General features: G+C 55.4%; 13 protein-coding genes. 6 read left to right on the top strand and 7 right to left on the bottom strand.

The genetic code is table 11. From position 1 onward, the window contains the following. The first annotated feature begins 15 nt into the window (after positions 1 to 15). A complete protein-coding gene (locus Dvar_RS26840; RefSeq protein WP_419656203.1) occupies positions 16 to 1,122 on the top strand; it encodes an OmpA family protein in 1,107 nt (368 codons plus the stop codon). Between the two features lie 13 nt (positions 1,123 to 1,135). Here Dvar_RS26840 and Dvar_RS26835 read toward each other — a convergent pair whose 3' ends face one another. Genes Dvar_RS26835 through Dvar_RS26825 form a run of 3 tightly spaced genes read right to left on the bottom strand, consistent with a single transcriptional unit; the run spans position 1,136 to position 6,989 of the window. After that, positions 1,136 to 4,381: an efflux RND transporter permease subunit gene (locus tag Dvar_RS26835; RefSeq protein ID WP_419656202.1), complete on the bottom strand. Its 3,246-nt coding sequence runs from the start codon at positions 4,379 to 4,381 to the stop codon at positions 1,136 to 1,138. Next, positions 4,374 to 5,522 carry an efflux RND transporter periplasmic adaptor subunit gene (locus tag Dvar_RS26830; RefSeq protein ID WP_419656201.1) on the bottom strand — a complete coding sequence of 383 codons (1,149 nt, stop codon included), beginning with the start codon at positions 5,520 to 5,522 and terminating at the stop codon, positions 4,374 to 4,376. The genes Dvar_RS26835 and Dvar_RS26830 overlap by 8 nt, the downstream gene beginning before the upstream one ends. Next, positions 5,523 to 6,989: a TolC family protein gene (locus Dvar_RS26825; protein WP_419656200.1), complete on the bottom strand. Its 1,467-nt coding sequence runs from the start codon at positions 6,987 to 6,989 to the stop codon at positions 5,523 to 5,525. A gap of 334 nt (positions 6,990 to 7,323) precedes the next feature. Here Dvar_RS26825 and Dvar_RS26820 point away from each other — a divergent pair, with 334 nt between their 5' ends. Continuing rightward, positions 7,324 to 8,064 (top strand): NAD-dependent protein deacylase, encoded by a 741-nt coding sequence (locus Dvar_RS26820; protein WP_419656199.1) that lies wholly within the window; start codon positions 7,324 to 7,326, stop codon positions 8,062 to 8,064. Between the two features lie 100 nt (positions 8,065 to 8,164). Here Dvar_RS26820 and Dvar_RS26815 read toward each other — a convergent pair whose 3' ends face one another. Continuing rightward, on the bottom strand, positions 8,165 to 8,494 hold the full coding sequence (locus tag Dvar_RS26815; protein ID WP_419656198.1) for an antibiotic biosynthesis monooxygenase family protein: 330 nt from the start codon (positions 8,492 to 8,494) through the stop codon (positions 8,165 to 8,167). Positions 8,495 to 8,679: 185 nt separating this feature from the next. Beyond that, on the bottom strand, positions 8,680 to 9,936 hold the full coding sequence (locus Dvar_RS26810) for a lytic murein transglycosylase (RefSeq protein WP_419656197.1): 1,257 nt from the start codon (positions 9,934 to 9,936) through the stop codon (positions 8,680 to 8,682). Positions 9,937 to 10,194: 258 nt separating this feature from the next. Here Dvar_RS26810 and Dvar_RS26805 point away from each other — a divergent pair, with 258 nt between their 5' ends. Genes Dvar_RS26805 through Dvar_RS26790 form a run of 4 tightly spaced genes read left to right on the top strand, consistent with a single transcriptional unit; the run spans position 10,195 to position 15,095 of the window. After that, positions 10,195 to 10,995, top strand: coding sequence for a FadR/GntR family transcriptional regulator (locus tag Dvar_RS26805; protein ID WP_419656196.1), 801 nt, complete (start codon positions 10,195 to 10,197; stop codon positions 10,993 to 10,995). Beyond that, on the top strand, positions 10,992 to 12,650 hold the full coding sequence (gene betA / locus Dvar_RS26800; RefSeq protein WP_419656195.1) for a choline dehydrogenase: 1,659 nt from the start codon (positions 10,992 to 10,994) through the stop codon (positions 12,648 to 12,650). The genes Dvar_RS26805 and betA overlap by 4 nt, the downstream gene beginning before the upstream one ends. After that, positions 12,647 to 14,122: a betaine-aldehyde dehydrogenase gene (gene betB, locus Dvar_RS26795; RefSeq protein WP_419656194.1), complete on the top strand. Its 1,476-nt coding sequence runs from the start codon at positions 12,647 to 12,649 to the stop codon at positions 14,120 to 14,122. Before betA ends, betB begins: the two co-directional genes overlap by 4 nt. A gap of 19 nt (positions 14,123 to 14,141) precedes the next feature. Then, the gene (locus Dvar_RS26790; protein WP_419656193.1) at positions 14,142 to 15,095 is read left to right on the top strand and encodes a glycine betaine ABC transporter substrate-binding protein; all 954 of its coding nucleotides are present in this window, start codon (positions 14,142 to 14,144) and stop codon (positions 15,093 to 15,095) included. Positions 15,096 to 15,310: 215 nt separating this feature from the next. Here the strand turns inward: Dvar_RS26790 and Dvar_RS26785 are convergent, their stop codons facing one another. Both Dvar_RS26785 and Dvar_RS26780 read right to left on the bottom strand, forming a co-directional pair. Next, positions 15,311 to 16,339 (bottom strand): TRAP transporter substrate-binding protein, encoded by a 1,029-nt coding sequence (locus tag Dvar_RS26785; RefSeq protein ID WP_419656192.1) that lies wholly within the window; start codon positions 16,337 to 16,339, stop codon positions 15,311 to 15,313. Between the two features lie 89 nt (positions 16,340 to 16,428). After that, on the bottom strand, positions 16,429 to 17,214 hold the full coding sequence (locus tag Dvar_RS26780) for an IclR family transcriptional regulator (protein WP_419656191.1): 786 nt from the start codon (positions 17,212 to 17,214) through the stop codon (positions 16,429 to 16,431). Positions 17,215 to 17,254 lie beyond the last annotated feature (40 nt).

Below are 17,254 nucleotides of genomic sequence, written 5' to 3'. Positions count from 1 at the left end.
CAAAGGAGACCAATTATGAGGAAAACCATTGCAACGATGCTTATTGCCTCAATGGCCGTGCTTGTCGGGACAACCGGCACGGTGCAGGCGTTTCAGATTGTCACCCGGAGTATGTTGGCCGAGGAAAGGGTCACCGAAACCGATTTGATCCCGACGGTGGACAATTTTATTGTCCTGTTTGACGCATCGGCATCAACCAATGCATCGGTGCCGGGGAAAACCATCTCAAAAATCATGGCGGCCAAAAACATGTTGAAATCACGTAACGCATGGCTACCGGATCTGGGCTATAACGCGGGGTTGTACATCTACACCAGCAACGACACATTGCTGGGAACCTTTAAGGCGGTTTATGATCTCAAACCCTATGATCGAGATGCATTTGGCAAAGCCATTGATCAGTTGCCGGAAAAGGGCGAGGGGCCGGCCCTGCTGCAGTCCGGACTGCACGCGTTGCGTAAACTCATGTCCGGCGTGACCGGCAAGACAGCGATTATTGCGTTTACGGATGGGTCCTTCACCGTTAACCGAGGTCCCAAAAAACCATTACAGATGGCCCAGCAAATTGCCAGGGATCATGAACTCTGTTTTTATTTGATCAGCAGTGCGGATGCGGACGGTGAAAAAATACTGCTCGATAGTGTGGCGAAAATCAACGCCTGCTCACGGGTTGTGCCGCTGGCCACATTCCTTGATAATCCGCATTATATCGGCGGTGCTCTTTATACCACCCGCACCACATCTTATTCGCGGATGAAACCGGTGACCAAGGTGCTTGGCATTGTTGCCGAGGATATCCTGTTCGCCACAAACAGTACAAAGATTAGCGGTGAATATCACGCAACGCTGGATCGGGTCGCTAAATACATGCAGGCCAATCCGGACTCGTATATGGTTGCCAGCGGATATTCCGACAACGTGGGCAATGAAGAGCACAATATGTGGCTGTCGGAGCGACGGGCGACCCATGTAAAAAACTATTTGATTGATCACCACGGAATAGAAATCGATCGCGTGGTCGACCTGTGGTTTGGAGACCTGAACCCGGTGGGCAACAATGCCACCGAATCCGGGCGGCGCCTCAACCGGCGGGTGGAAATCGCCATCGGCGGCGTCAATTGACATTAATCGATCGTCAGGCCTGGCTGGCATCGTCATGCGTCCGGCGGTAAAGGGCATAATAGGTCACCGGAATGACCAGCAAGGTGAACACGGTGGAGGCAAATAGTCCGAAAATCAGCGTCCAGGCCAGCCCGGAAAAGATGGGATCCAGGGTGATCGGCCAGGCGCCCAGGGCGGTTGTCGCTGCCGTGAGCAGAATCGGTCGCATGCGGATGGCACCGCTTTGCAGGATTGCCTCCTTAAACGGCAGACCTTGTTTGATGGCGTCCTGAATAAACTCGATCAGCACGATGGAGTTACGGATGACAATGCCGCCCAGGGCGATCATGCCGATCATACCGGTGGCGGTGAAAAACACCGGGTCGGCAAATCCGCCCACGGTTTCCCCCGTGATCAGGTTGAGCAGCCAGAAACCGGGCATGGCGCCGATGAGGGTCAGCGGGATGGCCATCATCAGTAGCAGGGGCATGAAAAAAGAGCCGGTCTGCACGATCAGAAGGATGTAGATCCCGGTCAGGGCCGCGGCAAAGGCAATGCCCATGTCACGGAATACCCGCAAGGTAATCTTCCATTCGCCTTCACCGGCCCATTCGGCCCGGGTACCGGCCGGCATGGGCTCGGATTTGAGCTGCTTCATCATATCCAGCACCGCCTCGCCCGGCGCGCGACCGGCCATTTCAGCGGTAACGAAAATCACCCGTTCCAGGTTTTTATGGTAGATGGGCTGCTCATGGGCCACATGCACCGGCTTGACCAGCTCGGCCAAAGGCACCATGGCGCCGGTGGCGCTTTTAACAGGGATTTGTCCAAGCTTGACATCACCGGAGCGCTTGTCCCGGGGGAGAATGATATTAACGGACAGGGGCTGGCGCTCTTTGGGCAGATGAACCATTGCCGGGGTGTCTCCTGACAGAGCGATGCGCAGGGCCTGGATGATCTGCTGGGTGGATACGCCGTGAAGGGCGGCTTTTTCCTTGTCGACCACGAAATCGATTTTCTGGCGGTCGGCTTCGGTGCTGTCATCGATATCGGTGACAAACGGTTCCTTGGCCATGATGGTCTTGACGTGATCGGCCCCTTTCATCATCTGCCGGTAGGAGACATCCTTGTCGCCGTAGATTTCAGCCACCAGGGTCGACAGCACCGGCGGGCCGGGCGGTGTTTCCACCAGTTTAATGGATGCATGGTTTTCAGAGGCAATGGCTTCCAGATCTTTTCTCAGGCGCAACACAATGGCGTGACTTTGCTGCTGGCGGCGGGTCTTGTCCGCCAGGTTGACCCGCAGATCGGCCAGATGCGGTCCTTTTCTCAGGTAGTAATGACGAACCATTCCGTTGAAATCAATGGGAGAGGCCGTGCCCACGGTGGACACAACGTTGGTCACTTCAGGTACGCCGCGAAGGTATGTCTCGAACCGGCGAACCACCGCATCCGTGGTTTCCAGGGTGGTCCCTTCCGGCATATCGACCACGATCTGAAATTCGTTTTTGTTGTCAAAGGGCAGCATTTTCAGCGGCACCAGGCGGAACATGGCCAATCCCACGGGCAGGATCAACAGGATCAGGATACCCACCAGCAGCATCCAGCGGCGGGCACGCGACGCCAGAAACGGAGCGACCACGGCCCGATAAACCCGGTGGATCAGACTCTGGGTGGGGTGTGGTGGCGCGTTTCCGCCGGCATCCCCGCCGATGGTGACCGGATGACGTTTTAAAAGCAGGTAGGTCATCCAGGGCACGATGGTCAATGCGCACAGGGTCGAGAAAATCACGGTCATGGGAACGTTGGAGGCCATGGGCGCCATGTAGGGGCCCATCATGCCGGTGATGAAAAACAGCGGGGTAAATGAGATGATGATGGCGATGGTCGACATGATCACCGGTGGCAGTACCTCGTTGACGGCAAACAGTACACTGTCGATGGGGCCGCGTTTGCCGGTGAACATGTGCCTTTGAATGTTGTCCACGTTGGTGATGGGATCATCAACCACAAGGCCCAGCGATAGAATCAGGGCAAACAGGGTGACCCGGTTGATGGTGTAGCCCAAAAGAAAATTAACCAAAAGGGCCAGAGAAAAACTGATCGGCACGGCCAGGGCGACCACCAGGGCCTCCCTCCACCCAAGGGAAAAAGCCAGCAGAATCACCACGGTGACAATGGCAAAGGCAAGGGAGGCCAGCAGGTCGTTGACCTTTTGCTGGGCGGTTTTCCCGGTGTTGCGGGTGACTTCCACGCGGACATCGTCCGGAATGACCTCTTTTTTCAGAACCTCCAGTTCACTTAAAATGTTGCGGGCCACGTTGACGGCGTTGGTGCCGCGCTTTTTCGCCAGGGCCAGGGTGACCGCCGGGTAGGACAGGGGCGTGTCGGTCAGCTGGTTTTCCTGCCTGAAAAAATGGGAATAACCGATCCGGGAATAGGTTGCAGGTTCTGTGGGGCCGTCGATCACCCTGGCGATATCATGCAGGTATACCGGGCGTCCGTCGTGCACGCCCACCACCAGTTCTCCCACCTGTCCGGCTGCGGCGATAAATGCGTTGGCGGTGACCGTGATGTGTTGATTGCCCCTTGCGAACGCACCGGCCGTTATGGATGCATCGGCCCCCATCAGGGCCTGGCGGACCTGGGCCAGACTGATGCCCAGGCCGGTCATGCGCTCGGGAAAAAGTTCCACACGAATTTCCCGGGGCCGGCCGCCGACGATCTGGGTGCGCGAAATATCCTTTACCGCTGACAGACGGGCCAGCACCTCTTCGCCGATGCGGCGCAGCTCATTATCATTGCTCTGTGAGGAGAAAAGGGTCAGGTTGACGATGGGAACGTCGTCGATTTCGACCGGTTTGATCACCCAGCCCTTGACAATGGAAGGCGCCTGATCCTGGTACATGGCGATGCGGTTATGGATTTTCAGGATCGAGTTCTCCCGTTCCTCGCCGACAAAAAAGCGCACCGTGACAACGGCCATATCCTGGCTGGACATGGAGTAAACATACTCCACACCATCGATTTGCCAGAGCAGACGCTCAAGCGGGGTGGCGACCAGCTTTTCGACTTCCTCGGCACTGGCACCCGGCGCACTGACATAGATGTCTGCCAGGGGGACCACGATCTGGGGATCCTCTTCTCTGGGGGTAACCAGAATGGCGGCCACACCCAGGCACAAGGAAAGAATGATCATGATCACGGAAAGGTGCGAAGTGAGAAAACGATAAACAATTGCAGCGATGATTCCCTTGGGCGCATTAGCTTCTTCAGCCATTGTCCTTCACCTCCCAGCCGATGGTTTCCGTGCCGTCGAGACCGGAGAGGACTTCGATCGTATCGCCCATGCGTTCGCCGGTGGTGACATAGCGCGAGACCCAGTCACCGTCGACATTGACCCGAACCAGCTCCAGCTGGCCCACCCGGCGGATGGCGGCTTGGGGGATCGTAACGATGCGGCGACGATCAACAGGGATGCGCAGTTTACCGAACATTCCCGGATAAAGTCCCTCCACCGGGGGCATGGCCGCCTTGACCAGAAAGGTTCGGGAATTGGGATCCGCGTAAGGCACGATTTCCTCAACCGTGGCATCCACCTCGCGCGACAGGGTTTCAATGGCAACCGTCAAGGATGCCCCGGGTTTGACGCGTGTGATCAGGCCTTCCCGCACATGCGCTTCCAGGCGCAAGGCACCGGAGGTGCGCAGGGCGATCAATGGTTTGCCAGGCAGGGCCAGATCTCCCGGTTGCACAAAGCGCTTGAGCACCACACCGGCCTCGGGGGCCACAATGCGGGTATACTCCAGGGCAATGGTACTCTCTTTGACCACGGCTTTGGCCTGGAGGATACCGGCATCGGCAGCGGCCAGTGCTTCCTGCGCCCGTTTGACGCCTGCCTCGGACTGGCGAAACGTCGATTCGGCCGATTCGAGTTCCTGGGCCGTGGCGGCCTGGGCCTTGACATAGCCTTTGACACGGTTGTACTGGGCCTGGGCCTGTTTGAAAGCGGCCTGGGCGGCCTCCAAGGCGTGTCTGGCCTGTTCGCGGCCGGCTTGGGCGGTTTTCAATGCCTGATTGGCCTGCTCCAGCCGGGATGTCATCTGACGGCTGTCCAGGGTCACCAACAAGGCCCCCTTGGCCACTTCATCGCCTGGATTGATCTGGACGTTTAGTACCTGACCGGTGACGCGCGCCTCGATACGGGTTTCGGTTTTGGGACGTACCGTCCCCACCGCCTCGACCCATTGATCGGCCTGCTGGACCATTGCGGTGGCGGTTTGCGACGGGGCCGCGGCGGACTTTTTAACCGGTGCAAAGGCGCTGGGTTCGATTTTATTACAGCCGCTGACCAAGAGCCAAGTTGCCGTCAGACAAATGCCGGATGCGATCAACAAAAATTGTGCTTTTCTACTCATCATTTATCCTTCCTTGCTGCCGGTTTCACGGTTGCGGGTCCAGTACCCGATGGCCCGGGCAATCTGGGCCCTGGCTTTCTCGCGATCAAAATAGGCGGTGGTTTCGTGCATTCTGGCACGGCTGTAGGCCAGTTCGGCTTCCAGATAGCGGGTGATGTTTGCCGAACCACCTTCGTACTGGCGTTTGACCAGATGGAACGTCTCTTCTGCGGTTTTGACATTGGATGTGGCCACCTTGAGTCGCTCTTCGGCTTCATCCAGATTGAGATAGGCCTTTTTGACATCGAATTTGACCGCCAAAAGGGTTTTGCGGTCCGCAGCCAGGGCTTCGCGCAGATTGGAAAGCGCTTCGGCGCGCTGCCCCTTGGTGGCAAAGCCGCTGAAAATATTCCAGTTCAGGTAAAGCCCGGCCGTCCAGTTCTCGCGCTCGGAGGAATATCGCATTTCCGGATCATCCACGTAATACTGGGTTTGAAAATCCAGTTGGGGCAGGTATCCTGCGCGGGCGGCATCCGCGGCCATCTTGGATTGGCGCAGCTTTTCGCGCACGCCGGCCAGCTCCGGCCGGTTGACCAGGGCAACGTCAAGGGCTGAAGCCGTATCTTCGGGGATGTCGACGGCATAAGGCTGGGCCTTGTGAACGCCGAACGGGATATCCGGTTCGACCCCCAGAATTTCCGCCAAGCCGGTTTTGGCAAGACGTTGACGGTTACGGCTCTGAACGAGAATTTCTTCGGATTCGGCCATGCGGACCTGCAAGGAGAGCAGATCGGTTTTCAGGGCGCCGCCGGATTGAAAGCGAACCTCCATGATCTTGAGCTGTGAACGGGTGGTTTCAAGGGATTCCTCGGCCACGGCGGTAAAATTGGTGGCGGCCAGAATATCATAGTAGGCACTGATGGCCGTGGCCATGACCTGGTTTTCGATGCTGTCGCGGTCAAGATTGGAAATGGTCACTCCGGTTTTGGCCATCTCACGGTTGAGTGTATCCTTGCCGCCGTTGAACAGATTGATACCGGCCCCCACGCCGGTTTCATAATTCTCAAACCATCCCGGATTGTTGAAATCCGTGTTGGGCGGGAGTTTGCGCTGGTCGATGGTTTTGAACAAAAATGCCGATGGGGCATCGCCCTGGACATACTCCGTATAGACATTCACCTGAGGATAGAACGGGGCCGTGGATTGGGTCAGCATGGCCTTGGCCCGTTCAATGCGCGCCATGGCCATGAGCAGATCCGGATTGTTGGTTTTAGCGATGGTCAGAATATCCTTGAGCGCCAGCGTTTTATCGATGATACACTTGCCCTTGGCGGATTCGGTGGATCGCGAAGCATCTAAAGGGCAGGCCAGATCGGCATACTCGGTTTTAATATCCTCATATTGATAAGCATTCTTGGGTACACATCCGGATAGCGCCATGGCTTCAATCATGGCGGCCATGATCATCAACAACACCCATATCCTTGACATTCTAAGCCTCCTCATCCATTCTCTTATCTCGTTATTTTGCTCAGCCCTTTGTTTAGAGCCGCATCTTGGTAGGCGGTTACAGGCTGATCATTTTGTTATAGGGTATGATGGGTTGGTCTTTAAAATCAAAACCGCGGATGGGGCCCCAGCACCACCGCCCCAAAAGGCGTCGGTATAGGTCGTGCCCCTTTTTAGGCGCGGCTTTATTGCGTCCAATGTTAACCTTGCCACCCATTGGATGCAAGTTTGAATTGAAACCGGAAAACCCTTTGTGAAACGAACCACAATGGATAATCATTTGATGGTGGTGGTGCATCGATGAAAAAGGAGGCTTATGTCTGATCCGACACGCCATGACCTATTGCAGCGTATGATTGAAGAATCCAAGCGCATGGTGGCCTTTACCGGGGCCGGGATATCCGCGGAAAGTGGAATCCCCACCTATCGCGGGGACGATGGCCTGTGGAACAAATACGATCCAGTCAAGTTTGCCAATATCAATCATTTTTTCAAGCAGCCGGATTATTATTGGAATTTTTTCAAGGAGGTGCGCTATCCGGTCATCCACCGGGCACGTCCCAACAAGGCCCACGCGGCACTGGCGCAGCTGGAGCAAAAAGGAAAGCTTAAAACCGTCATCACCCAGAATATCGATGGACTGCAACAGGCGGCAGGGTCGCAGCATGTGCTGGAGCTGCACGGTAACACCCGCCGGATCGTCTGTTTAAAATGCGGGCAGTGCCACAGCATGGAAGATGTGTACGAACAGCTTGACACCCGCCTGCCGCCTTTGTGTCCGGATTGTAATGGGACCCTGAAGCCCGACGTGGTCTTTTTCGGCGAGTCTTTGCCAACGGATGTGCTGGAAGATGCCATATCCGCATCACAGTCCTGTGACCTGTTTCTGGTGGTGGGCAGCTCCCTGGTGGTGCAGCCGGCCGCAACCCTGCCGGTCACCGCGCGTCAGCATGGTGCCCGGGTTGTGATCATTAATCGTGACCCCACACCGCTGGATGGGATCGCCGAACTGGTTTTTCACTCCAGTGCATCGGAAGTACTCGGCTGCTTGGTTTGAGCCCATGGCGCAGGAACAGGGATGAAGGTGCGTGGTGAAGAAGACAGGCGGCTGGCTTGGTGCTTGGGTGAAAACAGTGGCTCCGGTCAGATGCGATGCGTTACTCTGAATCCTCCTTAAATTGCGGAATAATTCCGCCCACCAGGGGCTCGTAGAGCCGATACTGTGTCTTTTCTCCCAACAGATCGTCGATTTGTTTTTGAATGGCTCCCCGCTCCTCGCTGTTCAGCCAACGATTCCAGGTGTCCAGGTTGTTCCAGGTGCTGATTACCAGGTACTCGCCGGGACAATCCAGGCAGCGAAATGTTTTGCCGGTCAGGTAGCCCGGCTGGATGGCGGCCAGTGATCGGAGTTTCACAATCAACGGGGCCAGTTTGGCTGCTTTTTCCACATCATTGAATGAGCGTTGAATCATCACTGAAATTGGCATGATACCCTCCTCGAGTTGATAGTCAGGCATTCGTTTATCAGATAAGCCAGTTGTATGGCGGTTTTTTAATTGGATCGATTCCATTTACTTCATATCAACAACGATCCGTGTGGATCTAATGACAATATCGTCAGCTGAACGGCAAGTCAAATCATATGATGGGGCTGGGCAGGACCTCTGCGCCATCAATCCTGTGGCGGCACCGGCAATGCCAGTAAGCTTTCAAGCAGCCAAGGGGAGGGATAGCCGTCGGGTGGCAAGGCATGTTGCGTTTGAAAAACGCGAATGGCGGCTTTGGTACGGGGACCGGGCAACCCGTCCGACCGGCCGGCATCAAAACCCAACTGATTGAGGCGATTTTGAATCTGTTTGACATCATTGCGGGACAGCGGCTGATGCTGTGCTTTGCGACCGTTCAAGATCCGTGGCAGGCCCATGATCCGGTCTGCCAGATGGCCAACGGACAGCGCATAATTGTAAGAGTTGTTCCAGCGCAGGATCACCCGAAAGTTTTCATAAACGATAAATGCCGGTCCATTGTGGCCTTGGGGCAAAATAATGGCGCCTTGCATGTCCGCCTGAGGCAGGGGGGCACCATTGGCGCGCCGTACGCCCAATGCCGACCACGCCTTCAAGGTCTTTTTTTTGCCGAGCGTGGCCAGTGTCAAGTCGAAGTGTTCCGGCAGCCTCACTTCCCGGCCCCAGGTTTCACCGGGCTGCCAGCCGATGTTGACCAGAAAGTTGGCGGCAGACGCAAAGGCATCCGGCAGGCTTTGCCAGATGTCCTTGCGGCCGTCGCCGGTGTAGTCCACGGCGTGGCCGATGAACGTGGACGGCATGAACTGCATGTGCCCCATTGCGCCGGCCCAGGAGCCGATCATCTTTTCCGGTGAGATGTGGCCATGGTCGATAATCTGCAGGGCATCCAAGAGCTGCCCACGGAAAAATTGGGCACGTCGCTGGTCGTAGGCCAGGGTGACCAAGGCCTGAATTACTCTATAATCGCCTAAATAACTGCCAAAATTCGTCTCCAACCCCCAAAATGCCACGATATAGCGCGCCGGGACACCATAAGCGCTCTGGATTTTGTTCAACAGACGGCCATGGGTGGTCAGTAGCATTTGACCGCGCTTTTCCCGCTTGTCATTCACGCGTTGATTGATATACGACCAGAAGGTTTGCGTGAACTCAGGCTGGTGCCGGTCCAGGGAGATGACCTTTTCGATGGGGGCGATGTCTTTCAAGGAAGCATTCAAGGTGGCGTCTGAAATGCCTTTGACGCGCGCTTCACGGCGAAGCGATTGCAACCAATCTTTAAAATCCTGCTCGTCCGCCACATCCGATGCTCCCGCCTGCCCGCGATCTGTCTGGCATTGAATGTCTGCCTGCCATGGCCCGAGTAACACTACCAGCGTAAACCCGACTGCCTGTATGAATCGCATAGGTATCTCCGTACTGGCCGTTTGCCATAATTAGTAAATCACGTCTTACTACTCACAAATCACCTTTCCGAAGTTCCCGGCAAATACTTCCAGCTCAACTTGATCCAGATCCTGGGATAACAAAGACTTTATCATTGGCTTGACAGGGGATCAACAATATGGCATTAAATGGTCGTACCATTGCGAAGGGTATACAATGGAATAAAGGCAAAAACCAATAAAAATACATTTAATAATCATTAAATGGTAGTACCAAAAATGACAAAAAAACACATTCAAAGTCAATTTTTGCCGATAAAAAGCGGTCGTGCCAGCGAGGACATTGCCTTGAACCTGGAAGCGGCCATCCTGGATGGACGGCTCAAGCCGGGTGAACGCCTGCCCAGCGAGCGCGACATGCAGGTTCAATTCGGCACGGGTCGGGGTGTGGTGCGGGAAGCGATTAAAATACTCAAGCAAAAAGGGCTTCTCGATGTGCGTAAAGGCGTCAAGGGCGGCGCCTATGTCCGTGAGCTGGAGATGGCCAATGTGTCGGAATCCCTGGCGCTTTTTCTCAAGCAGCACCCGGTGGCCCCGGAAAAACTGATCGAATTCCGTGAGAGTATGGACCGCACCATTACCGTGCTGGCGATTGCCCGCGGCAGCCAGGCGGAAAAAACAGCGCTGGTCAAAGCAGTACGCCAGTTTGAAGCCATGATGGGTGAACCCGAGCCCGATCTGGCCGTGACCAGCGAACTGGATCGGCAGCTCAACCTCATGCTGGTGCGCATGGCCCGGAGTCCCTTGTTCGAGTGGGTCATGCATGCCCTGCAGATGGGTTTCAGCTCCCATGACTACGCCCTTTATGAACATCCCGCATACCGGTCCCAGGCGGCTGCCAACTGGCGTGACACCGCCCATGCCATTGCCGAGGGTGAGCCCATGCGCGCGCTCTCCTGCATCAACCGGCACTATGGGCTGCTCAGAGCCTGTGTTGAAGAACAAAACAGCCGCCAACCTGCCGATTCATTTGCTTTGCCGACAGATGTCGGCAGTCGTACTGAAGGAGAAAAACCATGAAAAAATACGATTTCATTATCATCGGCGGCGGGTCTGCCGGATCCGTGCTGGCCAACCGCCTGAGCACCAATCCCAAACACGCGGTGCTGGTGCTGGAAGCCGGCCGGCCGGATCATCGCCTGGACTTTCGCATCCACATGCCTGCCGCCTTGACCTACCCGCTGACCGGAAGAACGTATAACTGGTGGTACGAGTCCGATCCCGAGCCGTACATGCAAGGTCGCCGGATCTATCAGCCCCGGGGCAAGGTGCTGGGCGGCTCCAGTTGCATCAACGGCATGATCTACATCCGCGGCAATGCCCTGGACTATGAGAAGTGGGCCCGGGAGGATGGGCTGGAGAACTGGTCCTACGCCCACTGTCTGCCTTACTTCAAGCGTTTCGAGTGCCGCATGATCGGCGCCGATGCCTATCAGGGCGCCACAGGGCCCTTATACCTGACCACACCGGAGTGCGATAATCCGCTGTTCGACGCCTTTTTCATGGCCGTGCGCCAGGCCGGCTATCCGCTGACCAAAGATGTCAACGGGTTTCAGCAGGAAGGCTTCGGACGCTTTGACCGCACCTGCTATCGCGGCCGCCGCTGGAACGCGGCCCGGGCCTATGTGCATCCGGTAAAAAGCCGCAGCAACCTGTCCGTCAAATGCAACACCCTGGTCACCCGCATTCTGTTTGACGGCCAACGGGCCGTGGGCGTGGAATACAAAAAAGGCAAGACTGTAGAGCGCGTTTATGCCGGTGAGATCATCTGCTGTGGCGGGGCCATCAATTCGCCGCAGTTGCTGCAGCTTTCCGGTGTGGGACGGGCCGATGATCTGACGGCCCTCAACATCAACGTGGTCCAGGATCTGCCCGGCGTGGGGCGGAATTTGCAAGATCACCTGGAACTGTACGTTCAGTATGCCTGCAAAAAGCCGGTCAGCATGTATCCGGCATTAAAATGGTATCGTCAGCCGTGGATCGGTTTGAAGTGGCTTTTCGGCCGCACCGGTGAGGCGGCCACCAACCATTTCGAGGCCGGTGGATTCATCCGTGGCAACGCGCGGGTGGACTATCCCAACATCCAGTTTCACTTTTTGCCCATTGCCATCCGTTACGACGGATCGTCACCGCGCCAGGGGCACGGCTATCAGGTGCATATCGGCCCCATGAACACCGACGTGAGAGGACGGGTAAAGATTACTTCCGCCGATCCGTCGGTCTATCCCAGCATTCGCTTCAATTACCTGTCCACGGACCAGGAGCGCCGCGAGTGGGTCGAGGCGATCCGCAAGGCCAGAGAGATTATGACCCAGCCGGCCTTTGATGAATTCCGCGGCGATGAACTGGCGCCGGGTGAGAGCGTCCAGAGCGACGATGACATACTGGATTTTGTAGCCCGCGAAGGCGAATCCGCCTACCATCCCAGCTGCACCTGTGCCATGGGCACCCACCCCATGGCCGTGACCGACCCGGAGCTCAAGGTCCACGGTGTAGACAACCTGAGGGTGGTGGACGCTTCGATCATGCCTTTTGTTACCAATGGCAACATCTACTCACCGGTGATGATGATCGCTGAGAAAGCAGCCGACCTGATTCTCGGCAATACGCTGCTGGCGCCGGAGTCGCTGCCCTATTATCAACATGAGAAGAAACAACCGGAGGTGGCCGCATGATCCGCAAAGACATGTACATCGATGGCAAGTGGCGGCCGGCGCGATCCGGCCGGCAGCGTGAAATCATCAATCCCTATGATGGATCGGTCATTGCCCAGGTGGCTGAAGGAGCGCGTGAAGATGCCGTGGACGCCATCTGCGCGGCCCGGCGCGCCTTTGATACCGGCCCATGGCCGCAAACGCCGGCCGTGGAGCGGGCCCGCCTTTTATTCAGGCTGGCCGATCTGGTGGAGCGGGAGAACTCCGACCTGGCCCGCCTGGAGAGCCTGGATACGGGCAAAACCGTGACCGAGAGCCGCTGGGACATGGACGACATCGCCGGGATTTTCCGCTATTTTGCCGGACTGGCCGACAAGAACGCCGGGGAGCAGATTGCCTCACCCAATCCAGACACCACCAGCCGACTGGTTCACGAACCCGTGGGGGTGTGCGGCCAGATCTCACCTTGGAACTACCCGCTCTTGCAGGCCTCCTGGAAAATGGCGCCGGCCCTGGCCGCCGGTTGTACAATCGTTATGAAGCCCAGTGAAATTACGCCCCTGACCACAATCCGGATCACCGAGCTGGCCGAGGAGGCCGGTTTTCCGCCCGGCGTGGTCAACACGGTGCTGGGTCCTGGCATCGATGTGGGGGCCGAGCTGGCGGAAAATCACGCTGTGGACCTGATTTCCTTTACCGGCGGCATTGCCACCGGCAAGACCATCATGCGTGCGGCCGCCGGCAACGTGAAAAAGGTGGCTCTGGAGCTGGGGGGCAAGAATCCCAATATCATCTTTGATGATGCCGACTTTGATTTGGCCGTGGACTACGCCCTTAACGGTGTGTTCTTCCATGCCGGTCAGATTTGCTCGGCCGGTGCGCGGGTCATGGTCCAGGCGGGCATTTACGAGCGGTTCGTGGAAGCCTTGAAGGCGCGCATACAGAAGATTGTACTGGGCAGCGGTTTCACCGACGGCGTTCAGATGGGACCGCTGATTTCAGCCGATCACCTGGCCAAGGTGGAACGTTACGTGGCCATTGCCCAAAAAGAGGGGGCCAGCCTGGTGTTAGGCGGAAAACGGCCCGACGACCCGGCCCTGAAAAACGGTTTTTTCTACCTGCCAACGCTGTTCACCGATTGCACCAACGACATGCGCATTGTTCAGGAAGAAGTCTTCGGCCCGGTGATCAGTGTGGAGACGTTTGCTACGGAATCCGAGGTGGTGGAACGGGCCAACAGCACAATCTACGGATTGTCCGCCGGATTCTGGACCCGGGACCCGGATCGCATGGCGCGTGTGTCCCGGGCCCTTCGGTTCGGCACGGTCTGGATCAATGATTTCAATGTCTACTTTGTCCAGGCCCCCTGGGGAGGCTATCGCCAGTCCGGCCTGGGCCGGGAACTTGGACGCATGGGATTGGAAGAGTATACCGAAGTCAAACATGTTTATCAGAACCATGCCACGCAGCCAATCAACTGGTTTGGTATATAGCTATACAAAAGGAGAAATAATGAAGAATCATTACGTCAGGAAATACTATCTTTCGATCGCCTTGATCGCCATGATGATGATGGTTACGACAATTGCTTCTGCCGCCGAGAAAATTCGGATCGCCAGTGTGGCCTGGACCGGGGTCACCATAAAAAGCGAGCTGGCGGTATCTCTTTTAAAGAGCCTTGGCTACGAGGCGGAGAATAAGGTCTACGGCGTTCCATTTGTCTACGCGGCCCTTTCCAGCGACAGCGCGGATGTCTTTTTTGGCAATTGGATGCCTTCAATGGCCACGGTGGCCAACAAATTTTTTTCCGATGGATCGGTGATAAAATATGTGGCCAACATGCCCGGCGCCAAATACACGCTGGCTGTGCCAAGCTATTGCGCTGATGGGGGACTGAAAGACTTCTCCGATATCGTAAAATACGGCGAAAAACTCGACTGGAAGATTCACGGTATCGAGGCCGGAAACGACGGCAATCTGATTATCCGCAACATGATTGAAAACAATTTGTTCGGCCTGGGAAAGTTTGAAATCATGCCTTCCAGTGAAGTGGCCATGCTGGCCGAAGTGCAGTCCCGCGTCAAACAAAAGCGCTGCATCGTTTTTCTGGGATGGTCGCCGCACAGCATGAACGAGCGAATCGACATGACCTACCTGACCGGCAGCACCGATGCGACGTTTGGCCCCAATGACGGTACAGCCACGGTGTGGACCAATATTCGTAAAGGGTTTGACCAGGAGCAGCCCAATGTGGCGCAGCTGGTGAAGAATATGACCTTTTCCATTGACATGATGAACCAGATCATGACGGCCGTTTATGCCGATAAAGGCCTCAAACCGGAAAAGGCCGGTCTGGCATGGCTCAAGGATCATCCGGACGTGTATCGCGCATGGCTGAAGGGGGTGACCACGTCGGACGGTAAGGATTCTGTAGCAGCGTTTGAGGATTATCTGAGAGGTATGTAGTGCGCTGTACCGCTGTAGTGGGAGAAAAGGTGAGGGGGAGAAAAGGTGAGGGGGAGAGACGGTGAGGGGAGGATCGGTGAGGGGAGGATCGGTGGGCGGTTATCAGAAATGTAGGTTGGGTTGAGGAATGTAGGTTGGGTTGAGGAACGAAACCCAACACCATGTTCTTCCAACCTCGTTGGGTTTCGTTCCTCAACCCAACCTACAAATTACCGTTATTCCAAACCAAGGAAGCCCAGTGCGCCATCCAGAACGGGCTTTCCATCGATGCGCCTTTTTTTCATCTGCGCAACCCACTGATCGCGCAGCGGCAGGGTCTGGGCGTGCAGCTTCTGCATGTCCCCATCCGGCAGCGTGATCAGCTCAACGCCTTTTTTGACTGCCCGCTGCCTGAACGGCACTTCCGCCTTGTCGTACGCTTTCCCGCACCAGGAAGACATGACCAGTCCGCTGTTCTCATCAATGGCTTTTTTCAAGTCATCCGGAAGGCTCTGGTATTTGCGCTTGTTCATCAAAACGGCCATGGTGACGGTGTAAAAATCGGTAATGGTGGAGTACTTGACCAGATCGTCGAGCTTGAAAATCCCCAACCCCTCGAATGGCACCACCGTTCCGTCGACAACCCCTCTTTCCAGAGACGTGTAGGTGTCGGTAATGGGCATTTCCACAGGAATGGAACCAAAGTTTTTCAGTGCTGCGGTGACCCATGGGCTGGCCGTACGCATTTTCAGACCGTTGAAGTCGCCGATGGCCCGGATGGGTTTTTTAGTCGTATGAAAATGGCCTGCAGGGTGGCAGAAAAGCGCCAATACTTTGTACTTGCTGTACTCTTTCTGAAGCGCGGGAAATTTTTCGAAGGTTTTCCACATGGCTTCGGAGGCGGTTTGCGCCGTTGGCGTCATGAACGGAAGCTCGAAAAGTGAGGTGACCGGGAAACGGCCTGGTGAATAATCATGCAGAAGATAAACGATGTCGGCGATGCCATGCTCGGCCAATACATATTGATCGCCGGGTTTGCCCAGGGCCCCGCCGGGAAACATGGTCACTTTTAGCTTACCGCCGGTGATTTCACTGAGTTTTTTCCCCCACGGCTCGAAGACTTTTTTTTGCATGGTGTGCATGGGAGAGAAACTGTGGGAAAATTTTAAATCAACGTCGGCCGCCATAACAGCTTGTGAAAGAAATGCCAGACAAAAGCAGATCGCCAAAATTTTAAAAACAGATTGTGTCGCGGTCCTTTTCATGATGAGCCTCCTCCTCTTTAGTTATGTTGCCCCTTGGTGCGCTTGTGGCACCAACAAATTGGTTCTTTACGTTTTTAAAGCGTAATGCATCATTCGGCATCTTTTTCTCTGAATCCCATATCAAAGGAAATCCGTTTGGCCATCTTCGCCACCTGAGGGCCATATTCATTAATCAGTTTGGCTTCTGAGACCCGGACCGTTGGTACTAAAACCAGAAGTGCGGCAAGCACATCGCCATCGTTCCTGCGGATTGGAGCGGCAACTGTATTCAATCCGTAATTCGATTCCTCGATAGACCATGCAAATCCGTTTTCCCTCACTTTTTGAAGCTGTGCCTTGAATGCTTGAATTGAGGTGATGGTGTTTTCGGTAAATTTTTCGAAACTGAGCTTACTCAACAAGAAATCTGCCTTGTCATCAGGAATATATGCCAGCATGGCCTTGCCCGATGCGGTTGCATGAACCGGAATGCTTACCCCGCCGCTGGTGCTGACATTCAGGATTTGCTGGGTTTCAATGGAATCGATCAGAATGATTTGGGTGCCGGAAAAGACGGCCAGGGACACAACTTCGTTGATCTGATCATTTAGTTCCTGCATATACGGGAAGGCCACTTTTTTAAGGGCGAGGTTGTCGATCACGGTAAATGATAGCGTGATCATTTCCGGGCCGATCTTGAATTTTTTGGTCTGATGATCCCGATCGATCAGATCCATCTGTTGCAGGGTATAGGTAAGCCGCTGAATGGTGCTGATGCTCAAATTGCTCTGCTTGGATAATTCAGACAGGCTCAATGGCGTTGTGCTTTTGCACACGATTGAGAGCAGTTTGAATCCACGGTTTAAGGACTCTACAAATTGTCTTGAATTTGCCATCCTTAATGCTTTCCTCTTAAAAGAAGCGATATCATGCCAA

Source organism: Desulfosarcina variabilis str. Montpellier (genome assembly GCF_048565275.1).
In the GTDB taxonomy this organism is placed as follows: domain Bacteria; phylum Desulfobacterota; class Desulfobacteria; order Desulfobacterales; family Desulfosarcinaceae; genus Desulfosarcina; species Desulfosarcina variabilis.
This window is presented reverse-complemented; position numbering and strand designations above follow the sequence as displayed.